We start from the raw sequence: 16,549 nt of genomic DNA on the forward strand, positions 1-16,549 counted from the left end.
CTGCATGAACACACAGACCCGCAAGGCATGGCGGATCAGACAGCCGAGCGTCATCCCAGGATTTGGGTTGGCGCTCGGCGTTACTCTGTTTTGGCTCACCCTCATCATTCTCATCCCACTCACCGGCCTGCTCATCCGCTCCAGCGCACTTGGGGCGGCAAATTTCTGGGCGCTGGCAACCGATCCGCGCACGCTGAACGCGTTGCGGGTGTCCTTCGGCACGGCGTTCGCCGCGGCTCTGGTCAACGTGATCTTCGGTATCGTGCTCGCCTGGGTGCTGGTACGCTACAGCTTTCCGGGCAAACGCATCATCGACGCGATGGTCGACCTGCCCTTCGCACTGCCGACGGCGGTGGCTGGTATTGCGCTGACCACGCTTTATGCGCCCAATGGCTGGATCGGCCAGTGGCTGACGCCGCTTGGCATCAAGGTGGCGTTTACACCTGTCGGCATCACCATAGCCCTGATCTTCATCGGCCTGCCGTTCGTCGTGCGCACGGTGCAGCCGATCATGGAAGAAATCGACCGTGAGGTGGAAGAAGCGGCTGCAACGCTGGGCGCCACGCGGTTCCAGACGATTTCGCGCGTGCTGCTGCCGGGCCTGACGCCGGCGGTGCTGACCGGTTTTGCGCTCGCCTTTGCCCGCGGGGTCGGTGAATACGGTTCGGTCATCTTCATCGCCGGCAACCTGCCCTATGTTTCGGAAATCGCCCCGCTTCTCATCGTCATCCGGCTGGAGGAGTTCAACTATCCCGCGGCGACGGCGATTGCCGCAGTCATGCTCTTGATTTCCTTCATGATGCTGCTGGTCATCAATCTCATCCAGAGCTGGAGCCGAAGGAGGTATGGTTATGGCGCATGATACCTCTCAACCGCATCAGCGGCTTGCCCGAGTCGGCAAGGCGACGACCGAGAAGCCGGCGGCCCGCTGGACGCTGATCGCGATCTCGCTGCTGTTCCTGCTCTTGATGCTGTTCCTGCCGCTGACGGCTGTCTTCGTCGAAGCGTTCCGCAAGGGTGCATTCGCCTTCATCGAAGCGCTCGGCGATCCCGAAACATTTTCGGCAATCCGCCTCACTCTGCTCGTTGCCGGCATCGCCGTGCCGCTCAACCTGGTGTTCGGCATTGCCGCCGCCTGGGCGATCGCCAAGTTCGAATTCAAGGGCAAGGCGTTCCTGACGACGCTCATCGATCTGCCCTTTTCCGTTTCGCCGGTGATCTCGGGCCTGGTCTTCGTGTTGCTGTTCGGCTCGCATAGCGTTCTCGGACCCTTCCTGCAGAGCTACGGCATCAAGATCCTGTTTGCCGTGCCGGGGCTGGTGCTTGCCACCGTCTTCGTCACCTTTCCCTTCGTCGCCCGCGAACTCATCCCGCTGATGCAGGAACAGGGAACGGCAGACGAGGAGGCGGCCCTTTCGCTCGGGGCCAGCGGTTGGCAGACCTTCTGGTACGTCACCCTGCCGAACATCAAGTGGGGCCTGCTCTATGGTGTGTTGCTCTGCAACGCCCGTGCCATGGGCGAGTTCGGCGCGGTGTCGGTGGTCTCAGGCCATATCCGTGGCCAGACGAATACGATGCCGCTGCAGGTGGAAATCCTCTATAACGAGTATAATTTCGTCGCCGCTTTCGCCGTCGCGACACTGCTGGCCCTGCTTGCGCTGGTCACGCTCGTGCTCAAGACATTGCTGGAAATGCGTTACAGCGCAGAAATCGCAGCCAGCCGGCGCCACTGAAAGGTTTTTGAATGGAAGTTCGCGTTGAAAAGCTGCGCAAGGAATTCGAGCGCTTTCCGGCCCTGCATCATGTTTCGCTCGACATACGTTCGGGCGAGCTGATCGCATTGCTCGGCCCCTCCGGTTCGGGCAAGACCACGTTGCTCCGGTTGATCGCCGGGCTGGAGGCGCCGACCGAAGGCAAGATCTTTTTCGGTGAGCAGGATGCCTCCTACAAATCGGTGCAGGAGCGCAATATCGGTTTCGTTTTCCAGCATTATGCCCTGTTCCGGCATATGACGGTGTTGGAAAACGTCTCTTTCGGCTTGAAGATTCGCCCCGCCAGCCGCCGCCCGGCAGCGGCGGAGATCAAGAAACGGGCGCTGGAATTGCTGGAGCTCGTCCAGCTTTCCGGCCTTGAAAAGCGTTACCCTGCCCAGCTTTCGGGCGGCCAGCGGCAGCGTGTGGCGCTGGCCCGCGCCATGGCGGTAGAACCCAACGTGCTGTTGCTCGATGAGCCTTTTGGCGCGCTTGATGCCCAGGTGCGCAAGGACCTGCGCAAATGGCTGCGCGAGATCCACGACCAGACAGGGCACACGACCGTGTTCGTGACGCATGACCAGGAAGAGGCGCTGGAGCTTGCCGATCGCATCGTCGTCATGAGCCAGGGCCGTATCGAGCAGGTCGGCACGCCGGATGAGGTCTACGACAGCCCGAATTCGCCGTTCGTTTTCGGCTTCATCGGCCAGTCCAACTGTCTCAAGGTGCGTATTTCCAATCACGATGTCTGGTTCGAGGACCGGCTGATCGGTGTGTCGGCACCCGGAGAGCGGGAAGGCGAAGCGCTCCTGTACTTCCGCCCCCACGACATCGAGATCCTGGAAGGTGGCGACGGCTGCCTGGCCGGCGTGGTGGCGTCGTCGCGGCGCGTGGCTGGTACGCGGCATGTCGAAGTCGATGTCGGCAATGGCCACAATCCGGTGGAAATCGAGCTGCCGCCGGAAAAGGCGGCCGGCATCGATCGCAGCCGGATCGCCTTCCGTCCGACCAAGTGGAAGATCTTCAGGCCCTGATCTGCCGTGTCGCCCCGGTCGCGTTCAGAGAACCCGGCCGGGGCGAAGCCCGGTCTGCCGGCCGGCACGGATTACCGCCCCGCCGTTCACCCACACATCGGTAATGCCAGATGGCATCTGCGTCGGATTCTCGAAGCTGGCGTGATCGCTGATGCCGTCCTCGAACATCACGAGGTCTGCAGCCATGCCGGGCCGGAGGATGCCACGGTCGTGAAGCGAAAAGCGCTGTGCCGCTACCGAAGTCATGCGCCGCACGGCATCTTCGATCGAAAACCATGCCTTGTCGCGCCGCAACGTACCAGCGAGCCGTGGAAACGTGCCGAAAGCACGCGGATGCGGCTTGGAACCCGGACGCGGCAGGCCATCGGAGCCGGCCATGAACAGGCGTCCGCAACATGCGGCATGCAAATCGTCTTCATGCAACTGGAACAGAATGATGCCGGTCTGACCGTCATCTTCATTGATGAAGCGCAGAAGCAGGTCGAACGGGGCGATGCCGAGCGCTGTAGCGGCGGCCGCCATATCCTGCCCTTCCAATCCCTTGAGGTCGGCCGCGCCGATGGCCGAAAGCCGCACATTGTCCCAGCCGATCAGGGAAACCTTGCTTTCGCCGGGGAAGGCATCGCCACCCTGTTCGATCCAATGCCGCAGCACGGCAACGGCCTGCGGATCGGCAAGGCGCCGCTTCAGGCTGTCAAGCCCGCCATCCATCACGGCGGGCGGCAGAAGCTGCAGGATCCATGTGCTGCCGGCGGGATAAGGATACATGTCGAAGCTGATGTCGATGCCTTCGCTGCGAAAATCCTCTAGCATGGCGATGGCATTCGGCACCTGCCCCCAGTTCGGCCGGCCGGCGGATTGCAGATGCGACAACAGCCCGGCAGCGCCCGAGCCGCGCAGCACGTCGCCGAATTCGGCAATGGCGTCGAGCAGGCCCGCCTCGTAGCTGCGGACATGGGCAGCCAGCGCCCTGCCATGGCGCCGCACGACGGCGCCGAGCGCCACGAGTTCGTCGCGGTCGGCAAAGGCGCTGGGCGGATAGACGAGGCCGAGTGAGAGGCCCGCTGCTCCCTGCGAGAGTTGGGCATCGAGCAAGGCGGCCATGCGCTGGATTTCACCGGTGTCGGCGGTCCGCCGGTCATGACCCATCACCGCCAGCCGCAACGCCGCATGGCCGACCAGCGAGACGAGATTGGGTGCGATCCCCTGCCCTTCCAGCATCTGGCGATAGGCGGCGAAATCCGCAAAAATCTCGTTCGGCAGCGTTTCGCCGAGCAGGCCGGAAAAATGCCGCCGCAGGTCCTCATGGGAGTTGGCGGCGGCCGGATAAAGCGAGAAGGAGCAGTTCCCAACGACGATGCTGGTCACGCCCTGAAAGATCTTCTCCGGGCGGTCCGGTTCGCGCAGGAAAATCAGGTCGTCATGGCAATGCGCGTCGACGAAGCCCGGCGCGAGGAAACGCTCCTCCGCATCGACGATCCGCGCCTCGGGGCCAACCGTCAGGCCGGTGCCGATCGCCGCAATCTTTCCGCCCGAAATGCTGACATCGCCACGATACCAGGGCGCCCCGGTGCCATCGATGACCCGGGCATTGCGGATAAGCGTGTCCTTCATGATTGTTCCCGCTGCATTTCGGCCGGTCCACCGGCGTTCCTCTTCCCCGCGCTCCATCGGCCGCTTCTCTGGCCGGACAGAACGGTGCGGCAACATCCGGCAAACGAATGCGTCCGTTGACAAAAGTTAGGATATTCTATTAGTTCGGTCAAGGAACGAACTATCTGGAGACGCGGATGAGTGACGGCAACCGGCTTTCGCGAAAACTTTCCCGGCATGCCGTCATGGACGCCATCCTGACGGACGGCCCGATCTCGCGGGCAGCGCTCTCCAAGGAAACCGGCCTGTCGAAACAGACGATTTCCGAGATTGTCGGCAACCTGGAGGTGGAAGGTTTCGTGCGGCAGACGGGGCGCACGCACGGCCATATCGGCCGTACCGCGGTCAACTACGAACTGGTGCCGGAAGCGGCCTATGTCGCTGCCGTCGATCTCGGCGGTACCAAGATTGCCGTGGCAATCGCCGACCTCGCCTGCAATCTCGTCGCCGAAGACGTCGCGCCGACAGATCAGCGCGGCGGACAATTCGTCATCGACCAGATTGCCGATCTGTGTCGGACGACCGCCATCAGCAAAAACATCGCCGTTGAGCGGATCCGCCTTGCCGTGATCGGCGTGCCGGGTTCGCCGGACAAGGCAACCGGCCGGGTGCTGCTGGTTCCGAACATCGCCGATTTCGACCGCATGGATGTGGCGGCAGCCTTCGAAAAAGCCCTCGGTGCGCCGGTGGTGCTGGAAAACGACGTCAATCTCGGCGCGGTCGGCGAAAAATGGATCGGCCAGGGACGCGGTGTCGATAACCTCGCTTATGTTGCTTTGGGCACCGGCACGGGCAGCGGCCTGATCGTCGGTGGCGAACTTTTGCGCGGTTTTGGCAATGCTGCGGGAGAAATTGCCTTCCTGCCTTTCGGCGCGGACCCTTTCGACCCGGCATCGCTCAGCATGGGCGCTTTCGAGCGGCTTGCCGGCTCCTTCGGCATGGTTGAACTGTTTCGGCAGCGGAGCGGAGAAACGCTGTCTGTCCCTGCCCTGTTCGAAAAGGCAGCGGCCGGTGTGCCGGCGGCCATCAATGTGCTGGACGAAACCGGCAAATTGCTGGCTCGCGGCATCGCCGCCATCGCCGCCATCGCCAATCCGGAAAAGGTCGTGCTCGGTGGTTCCATCGGGCTGCGGACGGAGATGCTGGAGCGGATCCGGCGCTACCTGCCGCTTTGCTTCCCTTACCCGGTCACGGTGGAGCCAGCCCTTCTCGGCGGCCGGGCGGCTGTGATCGGCGCAGCCGCAATCGGCGTGGGCCAGTTGCATGGCCATCTTTTCGAAGGCAATCCGCCGTCGGGACGCTTGAGTCTGCCGCCGGCCGGGACGATGTCGATCCCGGAAGACACGGAGTAAAGGCCCTACATCGCCTGGAGAACCTGCTCCAGCGAATTGGCGGTTTCCTGGTAATGGCGACAGAGCGCTTCGAGCGCCCCCTCGGCGTCGCGCGCCAGCGTCCTGTCCATGATCGTCCGATGCTCGGCGGCCACGTCCCGTGTGCGGTCGACGCTGATCGACAGGCGACGGTAGCGGTCGGCGCGCGTAAACAGCTTGTCGCAGATTTCCAGAAGGATCGGAGAGCGGCAGGCGGAAATCAACGCCTGGTGGAAGGCGGCGTGCCGCTCGTCCCAATCGTCGCGAATCACCGAAGGAATGTCGTCCCGCTGCCGCGGCAATCGCGCCATGAGATGGTGCGCGGCGATGATCCTGCTTTCCCAGCCGTCGTCGCCATGCTTGATTGACAGGCGCAACGCCTCGGATTCACACAGTTTGCGCATTGCCGTGATATCGCGCAATTCGTCGAGCGACAGGCTGGCGACACTGTAGCCCTTGTGGTTGTCGAGCGTCGTAAATCCTTCCGCCGTCAGCCGGGCCAGCGCCTCGCGCACCGGGGTGACGCTCATGCCGCACAGTGCCTGCAACTCGGCAAACCGCAGCCTGTCTCCCGGCCGGAAACGACCGGCGCGGATCGCCTCGTGAATAAGCGTATAAGCGTCACCCGCCAAAGTGCCCGAGGATTTTTTCTTCGCGTCCGGCATCTCGTTCCCAGATTTGGCAAAATGCCAAGGATTTTCGAAAATGTTTGACACCATGTAAAACTTGTGGAACCTCGTGCGCAACAGGAATCTGGGAGACAACGCTCCCGACCTCAAGGAAAGGCAGGAAAACCATGAAACTCGTACGTTTTGGAAATCCGGGAGAAGAAAAGCCCGGTCTCATCGATGCCGGCGGCAAGCTCCGCGATCTCTCGGGCATCCTGGCGGATCTCGCTGGCGAAGCGCTGGGCGAAGACAGCCTTGCGAAGCTGAAGTCGCTCGACACCAGCGCCCTGCCGCTCGGTCCCGAAGGCGTGCGCCTCGGTTCCTGCGTCGGCAAGGTCGGCAATTTCATCGCCGTCGGCCTCAACTATGCCGACCACGCTGCCGAAAGCGGCATGGCCGTGCCGGCCGAACCGGTGCTGTTCAACAAGGCGCCGTCCTGCATCGTCGGCCCCGATGACACCATCCTCGTGCCGCCGGGTTCCGAAAAGACCGACTGGGAAGTGGAACTGGCCGTCGTCATCGGCAAGCGCGCCTCCTACGTCAGCGAAGCCGACGCTTTGGACTACGTCGCCGGCTATTGCGTCTGCAACGACGTTTCCGAGCGCTCCTACCAGCTCGAGCGTGGCGGCACCTGGACCAAGGGCAAGGGTTGCCCGACCTTCGGCCCGCTCGGCCCCTGGCTGGTGACCAAGGACGAGGTGAACACCGAAAGCCTCGCCATGAAGCTGACCGTCAACGGCGAACTGGTGCAGAACGGCTCGACCTCGACCATGGTCTTCAAGGTGCCGTTCCTGGTTCACTACATCTCGCAGTTCATGATCCTCGAGCCGGGCGACGTCATCACCACCGGCACCCCTCCGGGCGTCGGCATGGGCATGAAGCCGCCGCGTTACCTCAAGGCCGGCGACACCATGGAAATCGAGATCGAAGGTCTCGGCATCCAGCGCCAGACGGTCGCGCAGGCCTAAAGCATTTCCAGCCGAAGCGGAATCGCTTCGGCATCGGACAATGCGGCAAAACAAAGAGACAGAGCGTTTACGCGTTTCGAAGAAAAGCGGACATGCTCTGATATCTTCCCGTCCGCGGTTTGGGAGAGCTGCGGACGGGAAAAAATTCGCAATGGGAGGAGAGCATGAACCAGATAGATATGAACGGCCGCGTCGTCGTGGTCACCGGTGGCGCGCAGGGTATCGGTTACGCCATCGCCGACCGCCTGCTGCGATCGGGCGCTAAACTTGCCATTTGGGATCTGAACAGCGATGTCGCGAAGAACAGTGCTGCAGCGCTGTCCCCCGAAGCTCGCTCCTATGTGGTGAATGTCGCTGACGGCGAGTCGGTCGCGGCCGCAGCCCGGCAGACCAAAGCGGATTTCGGCCGTATCGACGGGCTGGTGAACTGCGCCGGCATCACCGGCAAGGTCAAGCCGGTCACCGATTATGCCAGTTCGGAATGGCGCGATGTCATCGAGGTCAACCTGACCGGCACCTTCCATTGCTGCCGCGAAATTGTGCCGATCATGCTCGAAAACAATTACGGGCGCATCGTCAACGTCTCGTCCGTTGCCGGCAAGGAAGGCAATCCAAACCTCGCCGCCTACAGCGCCGCCAAGGCCGGCGTGCTGGGCTTTACAAAATCGCTGGGCAAGGAACTGGCAAAGACAGGCATCGCCGTCAACGCCATCACGCCGGCGACGGCGAAGACGCCCATTCTGGATGGCCTGACGCCGGAATTCATCAACTACATGCTGGTGCGCATCCCGCGCGAGCGTTTCGTCGAGATCGAAGAGATCGCCTCGATGACGGCCTGGCTGATGTCGGAGGAAAACTCCTTCACCACCGCCGCGACATTCGACCTCAGCGGCGGCCGGACGACTTATTGATTGCCCGGAGGCTTCGGACAATCAGGACAGGAAAGGCATATGGCAGCCGTCACAGGCTGCCGAACATCAGTGATCTGTGGGTTGCAGCGCCGGTGAGCGCACCGTCGCCAACGGCCATGGCGACGTTGCCGGCGGCACGCGCAACGTCGCCGCAGGCAAATACGCCCCGCACGCTGGTTTCTTTCGTGGCATCGGTACGGAGAACCGCGCCAAAGGGACCTTCTTCCAGTGCGCAGCCAAGATCATCCGACCAGGCTCGGTTTATCGATATCTGCGGCACCGTGAATAGGCCGTCCATCGCAAGCACACGCCCATCGACGAGCACGACCTCGGCGCGCTGGCCGATGATCTCGCGGATAGGCGTGGTCTCAAGGGTGACGCCCCGGCCGTCCAGTTGTCTGCGTTGCTCCACATCAGGAAAGAAGGCGCCGTTGGTGAAAAGCGTCGTCGTACCCCAATCGGGCAGCATCAATGCGTGATGCATCGATATTTCGGACGTAGCGACCACGCCGATCCGCCCCATCTGGAGTTCATAGCCATGGCAATAAGGGCAATGGAAGACTGCAGTGCCCCAACGCTCCTTCAACCCCGGCACCGCTGGAAGGCTATCGACAACACCGCTGGCCAGAACGAGCCTTTTGCCGTGTTCGATTGCCCTTCCATGCAGCATGACATCAAAGCCCATGTCGCGGCGGGTTGCCGTTTCGACCTTGCCCTCAAGCCATTGAACGGTGGGGTATAGCAGGAGTTGTCTCCGTGCTTCGGCGACGATTGCCGCCGGCTCCCGGCCGTCCTGTCCCAGGAACCCGTGGGAATGTTTTGCGAAGCGGTTTCTCCTTTCGCCGGCATCGACGATCAGAATGCGGCGGCGGGCCCGGGCAAGCTGCAGGGCTGCTGAAATCCCGGCATAACTGCCGCCAATGATGATGGCATCAAAATCCATAACCACTCCCTTTCTCACTTGTCGTTTTGCAGCTGAATTCATTTCACGTCACTTATTATGTTGCGAGAAAATTGAATGTCAACCTTCAAGACACTTATTTAGTTACGTGAATTGGATGTGGTAGGCTGCCCACGAGATATGAGGAAGGACAGCGCCGTGAGACACGACACCAGATTATCGCGCATGCTGCACGTGCTGATCCATATGGACCGCTATGATGGGCCAGCAACGTCCGAGGTGATTGCCCACATGCTGGGGACGAACCCGGTGGTTGTCAGGCGGACAATGGCCGGGTTGAGGGATCGGGGATATGTGCGATCCGAGAAAGGTCATGGAGGTGGATGGGTTTTGACCCGTCCACTGGCGGACATCACCTTGCGTGATATTCACGTTGCGCTCGGATCACCGCAGCTGTTTTCCATCGGGCTTTCCGGCGATAATCCTGAATGTGTGGTGGAACAGGCAGTCAACGCCGCTCTTGAGGAGGCGATGAATGAGGCCGAAAACATCCTGCTTGCGAAGTTCGGTACCGTTACCTTGGCGAATCTGGCGGAGGAATCGTTGAAGCGTTGGGGACAGCATGGTGCATGCAGTCCTTCATCCAGTGTGGCGGAGGAACCGCCGATTTAGGGCGGAATCCCCCGGGTCGTTCTTTCAGGCAGCCCGTTGCGATGCCGATTTCGCGGATTGCGCAGCCGGCTCGCGAATAGCCGAGCGCCGGTTGAGCTTGAAGTGATTGACCAGTTCCGAAAGCCGGGCGGCACCCTCGGCGAGTTGCTGGCTGATCTTGGTGGTGTGGTCGACCATGGCGGCGTTCTGCTGGGTCATGTGGTCGACATGCGAAACAGCCTTGTTGATCTCGGAAAGCCCTGTGGATTGTTCCGTGGCGGCCGTGGCCAGCGATTGCATGTTGCGGTCGATGGAAGCGACGAATTGCTCGATTTCGTGAAGCGCTTCGCCCGTCGCGTCGATGAGCCGCACGCCTTCGGTCACCTGCCGACCTGAATTCTGGATAAGATCCTTGATTTCTTTCGCCGCCTTGGCGGAGCGTTGCGCCAACTCGCGGACTTCCTGGGCCACGACGGCAAATCCCTTGCCGGCCTCGCCGGCGCGGGCAGCCTCGACACCGGCATTGAGTGCCAGGAGATTGGTCTGGAAGGCGATATTGTCGATGACGCCGATGATCTGGCTGATCTCGCTCGAAGCGGTCTCGATCCTCTTTATCGCCGTGATCGTTTCCTGCACGATGTTCGTGGAAGCCGCTGTCGAAGCAAGGGCGTTCTTCACGAGGCTGCGGGTTTCCTCGGTGTTTGCCGTCGAGGATTTGACGGTTTCGGTGACCTCTTCCAGAGCCGCGGACGTCTGTTTCAGGGAAGCTGCCTGCTCCCTGGTGCGCAATGCAAGCTGCTCGGCCGCATCGTGCATGTCTTTGCTGTTGCCGTTGACGCTGTTTGTCTGCTGCAGAACGCTGACGAGCGTTTCCTGGAAGGCGCCGATCGACGCATTGAAGTCGCGGCGCAGCGGTTCGAATTCGTGGGTAAACGGCATGTCGATCGTCTGGCGTATGTTGCAGTCGGCAAGACGCGACAGGCCGGCACCCACCTCCTGGATCATCTTGACCCGCTCGCTGACATCCGTCGCAAATTTCACGACCTTGAAGACATGGCCGCTGTCGTCGAGAATCGGATTGTAAGATGCCTGGATATAGACCTTGCGGCCATCCTTGGCGATGCGGGTGAATTGATCTGCCACGAACTGCCCGGCAGCCAGATTGGGCCAGAAAGCCTGGTAGGCCGGTGTGCGGACATCCTGCGGCTCGCAGAACATGGCGTGATGCTTGCCGACGATCTCGTCCAGCCGGTAGCCGAGCGCCTTCAGGAAGTTGTCGTTGGCGGTGATGATGTCGCCGGACGGGGTGAATTCGATGATTGCCTGGGCGCGCGACAAGGCTTCCAGCTTGCCTTTGTCTTCCGCTGCCCGCTTTTTCGCCGCCGTGATGTCGATCGCGAGCTTGACGACCTTGTACGGCCTGCCGCCACGCAAGACCGGGTTATACGATGCCTCGATCCAGACCTCGCGTCCGCCCTTGGCCAAGCGCTTGTATTGCTTCTGATCCGGCTTGCCGCTTCCGAGATTTTTCCAGAAATCCGCGTAGGATTGCGACGTTGCCTCGGCAGGCTCGACAAACATGCGGTGATGCCGGCCGACAATCTCGTCCAACTGGTATCCCATCGTCCTGCAGAAATTTTCGTTTGCGAAGAGAATCCGACCGGTGAGATCGAACTCGATAATCGCATTCGTCTTGTCCAGTGCATTCAGCACTGCGGCATTCGACAAGGCATGACGAAAGGGTACCCTAGCCATTGGGAGCTCCAGATTTTATGCAAACGCATAAGAAATATGGAGGCGCGTGGTCAATTTTGGGTTAACGAACCCTGGAAAAGCAAGGCAATCGTTCAAACTGACGTTACGTGAAGATCTCACATCACAAACACTTCCGACGTAGGAAAGCCGGCCTCCAAAGCGCCGGAGACCGACAATGAAACGGGCTCCGCCTCAAGGCTACCGGAGGGCTTCCACCACATCGCGAACCGTCGTCACCGCGGCGACATTCTGCATCGCGTAGTTTATCGATGCCTTGTGCCAATCGGCGTTCATCGTCGAGCAGCCGTCTTCCGGCACGATCATGATGTAACCCTTGTCGGCGCCGGTGCGGGCGGTGTGTTCGATCGACATGTTCGTCCAGGCGCCGGTGACGATGACCATGTCGCGGCCATAGGCCTTCAGCACGGTTTCCAGGTTCGTGCCCTCCCAGGCACTCATGCGCATCTTGGGAACGACGATGTCGCCCGCCTGCTGCTCCAGCCCCGGCACCGGCAGAGCGCCCCAGGTGCCGCGCACCAGGGCCTTGGCATCCAGCACCCCTTCGAAAAGCGGTGCATTCAGCGTGAAACCCGGCAGGCCCGGTTCGACCAGGAACCAGACGTGGATGACGGGAATGCCGGCACTCCGGCATCGCTCGGCCAGCCGGCGGATGTTTTCGATGGCGTTCTGTTCGCGGCAATGCTGCGGTGAACCGGAGGCGGCGAAGGCGCCACCCTCCATCACCACATCGTTCTGCATGTCCTGGATGATCAGCGCGCAGCGTGAGGCATCGAGCTGGAATGCGCCGTCCGTTCCGGCCGGAGATCCCTGCGGTTCAGACGATTTCACGCCGCGGGAGACAGCATCGGCGGAAGATTGACCGGAGCGCATGAAGGGTTCCTTTCTCGGGCCGATCTTCGTCTCGACCGTGTAGACCGATGTCGTGGCGGTCATGTAGAGGGTGCGCCAGTCCGGTCCGCCCCAATGCAGGTTGGCGACCTCTTCCGGCACGACGAGTTTCCCCAGCAACCGCCCGCCCGGACTGTAGACCCAGACGCCGCCCGGCCCGGTGACCCATATGTTGCCGGCCTCGTCGCATTTCATGCCGTCAGGCAGGCCGGGCTTGCTGCCGTCACGGATCCCCGAGGCGAAGGCGCGTCCTTCGGAGAGAAGACCATCCGGAAGAACGTCGAAAACACGGATGTTCGCCTGGTCCGTATCGTTGATGTAGAGCAGTTTTTCGTCCGGCGAAAAGCAGAGGCCGTTCGGCTGCGAGAAGACATAGCGGCCAACGACCAGTTCCGGTTCGCGGCCGAGCTGGCCGGGGCGGATGCGAAAGACCCCTTGCCAGCCAAGATCGCGGGGCCGCTCGACGCCAAAGATCGGCATGCGGCCATACCAGGGATCGGTGAAATAGATCGAACCGTCGCTATGGATGCAGACGTCGTTGGGGCTGTTGAGTTCCTTGCCCTCGAAATGCGAGGCCAGCACCTGGCGCACCCCGTCGCGTCGAATGGCGACCACCGACGACGTGGCATGTTCGCAGACGATCAGGTCTAGATCGCGCGTATAGGTCATGCCGTTGCCCTTGTTGGAGGGCCTTGCCACCTCGCGTACGCCGTTGCGATCGAGCCTGCGGCGCACGTCTCCCGGCATGTCGGAAAACAGCAGATATTGCTCGACCGGATGCCAGATCGGCCCTTCGGTGAAGGTAAAACCGTTGCCCGCCATGCGTACTGGCGCGTTCGGATCGATCAAGTTGCGGAATTCCGGATCCAGCACCTCATGCGCCATGGTTCATGCTCCCGTTTTCTTGCCGAATTTCGGTCGTGCGGTGACCGATCCCGCCCTGTCCAGCTGATAGACCCTCATCGCCGTATCGTGGAAAATCGCCGTCTGCGCCGCTTCGTCGAGGGTGCTCGCGGCGATCAGGAAGGAATCGACCAGCGGGCCGTAATCGGTCCAGATTTTCTCGATGGGGAAATTCGAACCGAACAGGCAACGATCCGGGCCGAAAATCGCCAGCGCCTCGTGCAGGATGCGGCTGATGTGGCCGGTCTCGTTGCGATGGATGAAGGTGCCGAAGGCCGAAAGTTTCGTCACCACGTTCGGTTGTTCTGCGAGATGCCGCAATTCCTGGCGCCAGTAATCGTAACCCGCGGGCGAAAGGTCCTCCGGCATACCGGCGTGCTGCAGGATAAAGGTTACGTTCGGGCAGGCCGCTGCCAGGTCGGCCGCACCACGCATCTGCGAGGCGAAGACCTGCAGGTCAAAACTCCAGCCGTAATCGACCAAGGCCGCAACATTGCGAACGACGTTTGCGTTACGCGCCAGGTTGGGATCGGCGGCAAAACGGTAGAGCGGGTTTTCATGCCAGTGGAACTGCTGGCGAATGCCGCGCATCAGCGGATACTTTTTCAACCGGTCGAGCACCGGCCGGGCGTCATCGACGGTCATGTCGCAATAACCGACGATGCCATGCGGCCAGCCGCTGCGGTCGGCCTCGCCCTGCACCCAGGCGACCTCGTCCTCGAAACGGTCCTTTGCCCAGTTTGCCTGCACATAGACGGATTTGACGATGTTGCGACCGGAGATATCCTCCAGATATTCCTCGATCGGATAATCCCGGCGGATCGATTCATAAGGCCCGAAGATGCGCGGCTGCATGGCACCCATCAGCCAGGGCAGATCCTTGCGGCTCCAGATGTGATGATGGGCGTCGACGATCCTGATCATGCTGCAGACCTTGCGATGTCGATCAGCTCGCTGCAGAGCCGCTCCGTCGAAGCGCCGTTGCCGAGCCGGTCGATATGGGGAAGGATGGATGAAAGCGCCTGCGTCTGCGGCACGTAGTCCGCATCGCCTGCGAGCGGGGTGAGCCAGACGATCCGCCAGGCCCGGCGCGACAGCCGTTCGACAGCCTCGGTCATCGCCGTATGGTCGCCGCGCTCCAGCCCGTCGGAGAGAACGACGGTGAGCGCGCCGCGGGCAAAGCCGGCAAAACGCGGCACGGAGAGAAAGGCAGCAAGCGCATCGCCGAGCCTGGTGCCGCCGTCCCAGTCTGCCACCAGCGTTGCGGCGATGGCCAACGCCTGGTCGCGGTTGCGCAGTTTCAAGGCCCGCGTCACCCGCGTCAGCCGCGTACCGAGGGTAAAAACCTCGAAATGATCGGAGACGGCCGCCAGTGTGTGGGCGAAACGCATGTAGGTGTCGGTGTGCTGCTTCATCGAGCCGGAGACATCAACCAGGAGCAGGATGCGTCGCTGGCGCGTCTTGCGCGCCATTTTCGGCAGCCGCATCACCTCGCCGTCGCGCTTGACGGCGTCGCGCAGCAGCTTGCGCATGTTCCAACGATCACCCGCCTTGGCGGCGGTGCGACGATAGGTCTGGCGGCGTGGCAGGCGCGACGGCGCCTGCCGACGGAACCGGCGCAGGATTTCGCTTTCGTCGAGCTCGACGAATTGCCTGAGGGATAAGGTTTCGGCGCCGGTCGCCTCGTCGCCGGATTCGTTGATCTCGTCGGCCTCGGGCGGATCCATCTCCCCGTCGCGCTCGTCATAGGCGCGCAGTTCCTCCTCCTCGTTGTCGGAAATGCCGGCGGCAATCGACTGGCCGAGGAACAGCAGGCGGAACAGTGCGTCGAACTCTTCGCGGCGCTCCGGCGGCGGTGCGAGCGTCGCCAGTCCCGCCTTGTGGATGTCGCCGACCGTCTTCGGCCCGAGCAGGCCGACGGCCTGGATGAATGTCTGCGTCTGTTCCGGCGAGACGAAAAAGCCATTGGCGCGCAAGAGCGTCGAAAACTCGACGAAAGGCCAGGCGGCGCGCGGCAGGTCCTCGACATCGGTCATGCCGCCGCTCCCGAGATCAGCGCGTCGATGCGTGGTGCGACAAACTCCAGGTCGTCCTGATCCTTCAGCGCCACACCGATGGCGCGTTTGAAGGCTGTCGGCCAGGGCGAGCCCTGCGAATGCAAGAGCGTCGCCGCTTCCGCCCACTCCACGGTTTCGGCCACGCCCGGCGGCTTTGCCAATGGCTCCTGCCTCAGGCGACCGACGGCGGCGACCACGGCATCCGCCGTCTCTCGCGCCACCGTGCTTGCCCGCATCATGACGATCTGCGCTTCGCGCATGGCATCCGGATAGCCGATCCAATGGTAGACGCAGCGGCGACGAAGCGCTTCGTGCAGTTCGCGGGTGCGGTTGGAGGTGAGGATGACGACCGGCGCCTCCTCCGCACGAACCGTGCCGCGCTCGGGAATGGAGATCTGGAAGTCCGACAGAAATTCGAGCAGGAACGCTTCGAACTCATGGTCCGAGCGGTCGATTTCGTCGATCAGCAGCACCGAATCCTTCGGGTTACGCAGGGCGTCCAGCATCGGCCGGGCGATGAGGAAATCGTCGCCATAGATATTGAGATAGGTGTCGCCGGCCTGCCGGATCGCCAGCATCTGGCGCGGATAGTTCCATTCGTAGAGTGCGGCCGCGGCATCGATGCCTTCATAGCATTGCAGGCGAATGAGATTGCGGCCGAGCACCGAGGCAATCGCCTTGGCTGCTTCCGTCTTGCCGACACCGGGCGCGCCCTCGAGCAGTAGTGGCTTGCCCAGCGCCAGCGCCAGATATCCCGCCGTCGAAAGCCCGTCATCGGCAAGGTATTGCGCCGCATCGAGTGCGGTGGCGAGCCGGGCGGGGCTGTCGATGCCGACGATGGAGCGACGGACTGGCATTCAGCGGGCCTCCACGCAGCAGGATTGTGTGAGGAGAACGGTGCGACAATTCTCCTTCTCCCCAACGGGGAGAAGGCCCCGGCAGGGGGATGAGGGGGTGCCACAAGGGAAAGTCCTGCCGTATATCGTCCCCTCATCCGACCCTTCGGGCCACCTTCTCC

At 62.0% G+C, this 16,549-nt stretch carries 15 protein-coding genes; 7 read left to right on the forward strand and 8 right to left on the reverse strand.

All coding sequences use genetic code 11. The features are described from left to right. The first annotated feature begins 4 nt into the window (after window positions 1-4). From cysT to ACSQ3I_RS05110, 3 genes are read left to right on the forward strand one after another with little or no spacing between them, the layout of a single operon-like run. Complete coding sequence (gene cysT / locus ACSQ3I_RS05100; RefSeq protein ID WP_435996660.1) at window positions 5-862, forward strand: sulfate ABC transporter permease subunit CysT; 858 nt, start codon at window positions 5-7, stop codon at window positions 860-862. After that, window positions 852-1,733: a sulfate ABC transporter permease subunit CysW gene (gene cysW, locus ACSQ3I_RS05105; RefSeq protein WP_435996662.1), complete on the forward strand. Its 882-nt coding sequence runs from the start codon at window positions 852-854 to the stop codon at window positions 1,731-1,733. The genes cysT and cysW overlap by 11 nt, the downstream gene beginning before the upstream one ends. Window positions 1,734-1,744: 11 nt before the next feature. Next, entirely contained in the window at window positions 1,745-2,785 is a 1,041-nt protein-coding gene (locus tag ACSQ3I_RS05110) for a sulfate/molybdate ABC transporter ATP-binding protein (protein WP_435996664.1), read from the forward strand. Window positions 2,786-2,809: 24 nt separating this feature from the next. On the opposite strand, the gene ACSQ3I_RS05115 is transcribed toward ACSQ3I_RS05110, so the two are convergent. Continuing rightward, window positions 2,810-4,399 (reverse strand): N-acyl-D-amino-acid deacylase family protein, encoded by a 1,590-nt coding sequence (locus tag ACSQ3I_RS05115; protein WP_435996665.1) that lies wholly within the window; start codon window positions 4,397-4,399, stop codon window positions 2,810-2,812. Window positions 4,400-4,575: 176 nt separating this feature from the next. Between ACSQ3I_RS05115 and ACSQ3I_RS05120 the strand changes: the two genes are divergently transcribed. Continuing rightward, the gene (locus ACSQ3I_RS05120; protein ID WP_435996667.1) at window positions 4,576-5,790 is read left to right on the forward strand and encodes an ROK family transcriptional regulator; all 1,215 of its coding nucleotides are present in this window, start codon (window positions 4,576-4,578) and stop codon (window positions 5,788-5,790) included. Window positions 5,791-5,795: 5 nt separating this feature from the next. Here ACSQ3I_RS05120 and ACSQ3I_RS05125 read toward each other — a convergent pair whose 3' ends face one another. Next, window positions 5,796-6,473, reverse strand: coding sequence for a GntR family transcriptional regulator (locus tag ACSQ3I_RS05125; protein WP_435996669.1), 678 nt, complete (start codon window positions 6,471-6,473; stop codon window positions 5,796-5,798). A gap of 131 nt (window positions 6,474-6,604) precedes the next feature. Here ACSQ3I_RS05125 and ACSQ3I_RS05130 point away from each other — a divergent pair, with 131 nt between their 5' ends. Continuing rightward, window positions 6,605-7,444, forward strand: coding sequence for a fumarylacetoacetate hydrolase family protein (locus tag ACSQ3I_RS05130; RefSeq protein WP_435996671.1), 840 nt, complete (start codon window positions 6,605-6,607; stop codon window positions 7,442-7,444). 164 nt (window positions 7,445-7,608) lie between these two features. Beyond that, window positions 7,609-8,355 (forward strand): SDR family NAD(P)-dependent oxidoreductase, encoded by a 747-nt coding sequence (locus ACSQ3I_RS05135; protein ID WP_435996673.1) that lies wholly within the window; start codon window positions 7,609-7,611, stop codon window positions 8,353-8,355. Window positions 8,356-8,404: 49 nt separating this feature from the next. Here the strand turns inward: ACSQ3I_RS05135 and ACSQ3I_RS05140 are convergent, their stop codons facing one another. Then, window positions 8,405-9,298, reverse strand: coding sequence for an NAD(P)/FAD-dependent oxidoreductase (locus tag ACSQ3I_RS05140; RefSeq protein ID WP_435997547.1), 894 nt, complete (start codon window positions 9,296-9,298; stop codon window positions 8,405-8,407). A 156-nt stretch (window positions 9,299-9,454) separates the two neighbouring features. Between ACSQ3I_RS05140 and ACSQ3I_RS05145 the strand changes: the two genes are divergently transcribed. Next, window positions 9,455-9,928 carry an Rrf2 family transcriptional regulator gene (locus ACSQ3I_RS05145; RefSeq protein WP_435996674.1) on the forward strand — a complete coding sequence of 158 codons (474 nt, stop codon included), beginning with the start codon at window positions 9,455-9,457 and terminating at the stop codon, window positions 9,926-9,928. 24 nt (window positions 9,929-9,952) lie between these two features. Here ACSQ3I_RS05145 and ACSQ3I_RS05150 read toward each other — a convergent pair whose 3' ends face one another. The 5 genes from ACSQ3I_RS05150 to ACSQ3I_RS05170 form a co-directional block, all read right to left on the reverse strand. Beyond that, on the reverse strand, window positions 9,953-11,662 hold the full coding sequence (locus ACSQ3I_RS05150; protein ID WP_435996676.1) for a methyl-accepting chemotaxis protein: 1,710 nt from the start codon (window positions 11,660-11,662) through the stop codon (window positions 9,953-9,955). A gap of 198 nt (window positions 11,663-11,860) precedes the next feature. Then, complete coding sequence (locus tag ACSQ3I_RS05155) at window positions 11,861-13,456, reverse strand: isochorismatase family protein (protein ID WP_435996678.1); 1,596 nt, start codon at window positions 13,454-13,456, stop codon at window positions 11,861-11,863. Between the two features lie 3 nt (window positions 13,457-13,459). Then, on the reverse strand, window positions 13,460-14,398 hold the full coding sequence (locus ACSQ3I_RS05160) for an amidohydrolase family protein (protein WP_435996680.1): 939 nt from the start codon (window positions 14,396-14,398) through the stop codon (window positions 13,460-13,462). Further along, complete coding sequence (locus tag ACSQ3I_RS05165) at window positions 14,395-15,510, reverse strand: vWA domain-containing protein (protein ID WP_435996687.1); 1,116 nt, start codon at window positions 15,508-15,510, stop codon at window positions 14,395-14,397. Before ACSQ3I_RS05165 ends, ACSQ3I_RS05160 begins: the two co-directional genes overlap by 4 nt. Then, window positions 15,507-16,388 carry an AAA family ATPase gene (locus tag ACSQ3I_RS05170; protein ID WP_435996689.1) on the reverse strand — a complete coding sequence of 294 codons (882 nt, stop codon included), beginning with the start codon at window positions 16,386-16,388 and terminating at the stop codon, window positions 15,507-15,509. Before ACSQ3I_RS05170 ends, ACSQ3I_RS05165 begins: the two co-directional genes overlap by 4 nt. Between the last annotated feature and the right edge of the window lie 161 nt (window positions 16,389-16,549).

The sequence above is a fragment of the Rhizobium sp. LjRoot30 genome, assembly GCF_964253915.1.
Classification (GTDB): Bacteria; Pseudomonadota; Alphaproteobacteria; order Rhizobiales; family Rhizobiaceae; genus Metarhizobium.

Bases quoted from the DNA above. Each gene is read 5' to 3' on its own strand.
- cysT (WP_435996660.1), top strand. From the start codon at position 5: ATGAACACACAGACCCGCAAGGCATGGCGGATCAGACAGCCGAGCGTC.
- cysW (WP_435996662.1), top strand. From the start codon at position 852: ATGGCGCATGATACCTCTCAACCGCATCAGCGGCTTGCCCGAGTCGGC.
- ACSQ3I_RS05110 (WP_435996664.1), top strand. From the start codon at position 1,745: ATGGAAGTTCGCGTTGAAAAGCTGCGCAAGGAATTCGAGCGCTTTCCG.
- ACSQ3I_RS05115 (WP_435996665.1), bottom strand. From the start codon at position 4,399: ATGAAGGACACGCTTATCCGCAATGCCCGGGTCATCGATGGCACCGGG.
- ACSQ3I_RS05120 (WP_435996667.1), top strand. From the start codon at position 4,576: ATGAGTGACGGCAACCGGCTTTCGCGAAAACTTTCCCGGCATGCCGTC.
- ACSQ3I_RS05125 (WP_435996669.1), bottom strand. From the start codon at position 6,473: ATGCCGGACGCGAAGAAAAAATCCTCGGGCACTTTGGCGGGTGACGCT.
- ACSQ3I_RS05130 (WP_435996671.1), top strand. From the start codon at position 6,605: ATGAAACTCGTACGTTTTGGAAATCCGGGAGAAGAAAAGCCCGGTCTC.
- ACSQ3I_RS05135 (WP_435996673.1), top strand. From the start codon at position 7,609: ATGAACCAGATAGATATGAACGGCCGCGTCGTCGTGGTCACCGGTGGC.
- ACSQ3I_RS05140 (WP_435997547.1), bottom strand. From the start codon at position 9,298: ATGGATTTTGATGCCATCATCATTGGCGGCAGTTATGCCGGGATTTCA.
- ACSQ3I_RS05150 (WP_435996676.1), bottom strand. From the start codon at position 11,662: ATGGCTAGGGTACCCTTTCGTCATGCCTTGTCGAATGCCGCAGTGCTG.
- ACSQ3I_RS05155 (WP_435996678.1), bottom strand. From the start codon at position 13,456: ATGGCGCATGAGGTGCTGGATCCGGAATTCCGCAACTTGATCGATCCG.
- ACSQ3I_RS05160 (WP_435996680.1), bottom strand. From the start codon at position 14,398: ATGATCAGGATCGTCGACGCCCATCATCACATCTGGAGCCGCAAGGAT.
- ACSQ3I_RS05165 (WP_435996687.1), bottom strand. From the start codon at position 15,510: ATGACCGATGTCGAGGACCTGCCGCGCGCCGCCTGGCCTTTCGTCGAG.
- ACSQ3I_RS05170 (WP_435996689.1), bottom strand. From the start codon at position 16,388: ATGCCAGTCCGTCGCTCCATCGTCGGCATCGACAGCCCCGCCCGGCTC.